Raw genomic sequence first — 3613 nt, forward strand, 5'->3', positions numbered from 1 at the left:
GTGGCCCGCTCGTGGACGAACTCCACGCTCGCGCCCTTAGCCGTGATCTCGCCGACGATTTGCTTGAGATCGACCAGGGAACGAGCGAGCCGGTCCATCGATGCAACAACTAGCTCGTCACCGTCGCGGAGGTACCCGATGCACTCGGCGAGCTTCACGCGATCGACACGAGAGCGTGCGGACTGCTTTTCTATATAGACCTGATCGCACTCCCCAACCGCCTCGAGCTGACGCGCCTCATTCTGATCCGCGGCCGACACCCGCACGTACGCCACCCGCTGCCCACGAGGCCGCGAGGACCGGCGAGCCGGCTTCCGGGCCGGCCCCGATTCTCCCTCGACGATATTCTCCGAGTCTGTCGACTCGACTCGGATTGACCAGTCCAGCTCGTCCCGGCGACGGAACCTGGTACGCACGCTCCCGCGGCTGACGACGAGCACCTCCTCGCCACCGTCACCCGAGCGATTGAGCAACATCCCGATTCGATCAGCCATCGAAAGAGCCTTTCGTCCGGAATCTGTACCACTACACACTAGACCCGAAGGGACGGCGTTTCATAACTCTAGAAATCACCCTGTGACACAGCGACGATTGTGGGTTTGAGTGCTTTGCGGCGGTTTTCTGTGATCGCTTGGGGGCGTTAGTTTCCGATCACGAGGATGCTGGCGGCGGATTCTATGACGTCGTCGGTGATGGTCTCGAGTTGGTTGATCTTGAGCACTCGGGCGATCTGAGGGAAGAGGCGTTCGAGGAGGCGGAAGTTGCCCCGGGTGATGCGTTCGATCGCGGCGATCGCTTGAGCGTCGGTGAAGTCGTCTGGGTCAAGAGTGCGGCCGAGGCGTTTCCAATGGCGATCGAGGACGAAGAGCAGTTCCTCGCGTCCTAGTGCCCGGTATCGGTGTGAAAATCCGAGGCGGCTGTAGAGCTGAGGGTAGTGGCGAAACCGCTGGTCAATGCCAGGCATGCCGATGAGGATGATCGCCAGGTCGTAGCGGTCGTGTTCATCACGGAGGAGTTCGAGTGCGGTCGGGGCCAGTCGTTCGGCTTCATCGATGATGAGCCGCTCGACCCACTTGTTGGTGTGACCTGAGTGGGCGCCGGTGACTTTGCCGATGTTGCGCTGGTGTTCGTCGATGCAGATGCCGAGCTTTGTCTGCAGGTGCGCGATCTCGTGCATGAGGATTTTGGGCCTGGGGAGCACCTCGGGGGTGTAGAACACGGTCCGGCACCGGTTCGCAGTTGCATAAAGCTTGGCGTCGTCTTCGGTGCGCGGCCCCCATTCGGTGATGAACGGTTCCACGGTGTCCCAGTGGGCGTATCGGCGTGCCGATTGGGTCTTGCCGATGCCGGCGTCGCCGTGACAGATGCCGATGGTGCGTTCCTTGCGTACCGCGGTGGCGAATTCGGTGAACCGGCGATGTTCCTTGGTGATGATGAAGTCCTTGGCCATCCTTAGTCCTCTTCGTAGGTGCGCAGCTTGGTTGGCCGCGCTCCGGGGGCGGCGGTGCGCGGTTCGGCCCGATCGGCGATACGCGGGATGCGGTCGTTGATGTCTTTGCGCAGTTGGCGCCGGCGGGCTCGGCGTGCGGTCTCGACTTCTTGCAGGCTTACCCGTTGGTTCGGGTGCGCCTCATCGATGGCCACGCAGAGGAAGGTGTCGCGGTCGTATACGCGAACCTCGGAGATGTCACGCGGGTCGTAGCGGATCGTCACCGGGCGGCCAACGAACGGTGCCAGAGTTGGCGCGAGGTAGCGCCGGCCTTGGAAGTGGATGCCGTCACGCTGCACGGTGCGGTGCTTGGGCACCGTCAGCAGCAGTCCGTCGAGTTCATCGAGGGATTCGGGCATGCGTGGCAACCACCCGTCACCGATCCACGCCTTCTTCGGGCTCGTCCCGATCTCCCGGTGGGTCCGCTCGTTGTAGGTGGCGATGAAACCGGCGATCGCCTGATCGAGCGCAGGTAGATCCAGAGATGGAGGTGTCTTGGCCCCTGGTGCCAGATGTCCGGGCAGGGTGGCCAGGAGCTCGGTGTTGACTGTGCCGAAGAACCGCTCGATCTTGCCTCGGCCTTGCGGGCGACCGACGGTGGAGAAGATGAGGCGGATTTTCAGTGAGACCGCGGTGTACTCGAGGTGGCGGCTGGTGAAGTCGCTGCCGTGATCGATATAGAGGACGTCGGGTAGTCCGCACATCGCCCAGGCCGGTTCGGTCTTGCGCCAGATCGCCTGTCGTAGCACCAGCGCGGTGTTCATCGCCGATGGCGCCCCGGTGAAGACCATGTACCCGCAGACCGCGCGGGAGTAGTCGTCCATCACCACCGTCAGCCAGGGCCGGTCGGGGGTGCCGCTGGCGCCGGTGATGAGGATGTCGAGTTCGGTGTGATCGGCTTGCCACGTCACATTCGGCCGTTCGGCGCGATGGCGGAACACCAGTTCATAGCGGTCCCGATATGCTGCCGGCCCCTCCAGAGCAAGCGTCACCAGGGCCGGGTCCAAAGCGTGGACGATGGCGCGGACCGTGGCATAGCTCGGGGCCGTCAGCCCCAAGCGACCCGCTTCGGCCGTGGTGAGCCGGTGCAATGCAGCGGTGCTCGGGCGTGGGCGGGTCAGCGCGAGGTGCTCGAGAAACGTGACCAGTTCCGCCGGAGTGCGTCGAGATCCCGTGTCGCGTCGTGGCCGCGGCTCCAACGCCGCGATGCCGCCGGTCTTGTAAAGCTGGTGCCAGCGTTGCAGTGTCCGCAGCCCGGTGCCGGTGTCACGGGCCAGGGTCGTCAGCGAGATGCCGTCCTCGACGTGAAGCCGGAGGATTCGCCACCGCTGCGGCCCGTCCATGTCACACCTGCTGGGAGACCATGTCGCGGTCGCGGGCAGCCTGTTGGTGCCGGTACAGCGTGGCGCGAGACCATCCGACCAATCGGGCGGCTTCCTCGGCGGTGCGACCCTTGGCGCGGGCGTCCCGAGCGATGTCGAGTTTCTCCGCAATCACCGCCGGGTCAACAGGCGGCCGACCGAACCGGGTACCGCTCTGCTTCGCCGCAGCGATGCCGGCATTGACTCGCTCGGTGATCAGCTCGCGCTCGTACTCGGCCAGCGTGGCCAGCATGCCCAGCATTAACCGGCCGGAAGTGGTCTCCGGGTCGATGCCGTCCGAAAGCGACTTGATCTTTACGCCCTTGTCGCGCATCAGGTTCACGGTGTTGAGGACATCGATCAAGGATCGGCCGAGCCGGTCGATGCGCCACACCACGACCGTGTCGCCGGACTCGGCATAGTCCAACAGGCGCTTCATCCCCGGGCGTTCGATCGCGGTCCGGCTACCCGAGGTCACATCCGCGAACACATCCCGCTTCTGCACCCCGGAATCCACGAGTGCATCCAACTGCAACTGCGCGTCCTGACTCGCAGTGCTCACGCGGGTGTACCCCAAGAGCCTCATGACATGATTATGACTCACAAACCCCTACCGAGCACCACCCTGCGACAGTTCACGGTGAGACGACTTCGCGAGAGGCAGAAGGTGCCCATCGGCCCATGAAGCGGTCTCGGCGTCCGGTCCCCGCCTGGTGTCTCATAAGACTGTAGGTTTTTAAGGCACATTCACGGCGCCAGGCGG

4 protein-coding genes are annotated in these 3613 nt (G+C 64.0%); all 4 read right to left on the reverse strand.

The features are described 5' to 3' along the window. Positions 1-494: recombinase family protein (locus G6022_RS11115; protein WP_182691574.1), on the reverse strand; the 494-nt coding region annotated here is incomplete at its 3' end. 146 nt (positions 495-640) lie between these two features. After that, positions 641-1450 (reverse strand): AAA family ATPase, encoded by an 810-nt coding sequence (locus G6022_RS11120; RefSeq protein ID WP_182640231.1) that lies wholly within the window; start codon positions 1448-1450, stop codon positions 641-643. Between the two features lie 2 nt (positions 1451-1452). Next, a complete protein-coding gene (locus tag G6022_RS11125; RefSeq protein WP_163376769.1) occupies positions 1453-2832 on the reverse strand; it encodes a Mu transposase C-terminal domain-containing protein in 1380 nt (459 codons plus the stop codon). A 1-nt stretch (position 2833) separates the two neighbouring features. Next, positions 2834-3436: a recombinase family protein gene (locus G6022_RS11130; RefSeq protein WP_094364518.1), complete on the reverse strand. Its 603-nt coding sequence runs from the start codon at positions 3434-3436 to the stop codon at positions 2834-2836. Positions 3437-3613: the final 177 nt, after the last annotated feature.

The organism is Dietzia sp. Cai40 (genome assembly GCF_014145165.1).
Taxonomy (GTDB): Bacteria; Actinomycetota; Actinomycetes; order Mycobacteriales; family Mycobacteriaceae; genus Dietzia; species Dietzia natronolimnaea.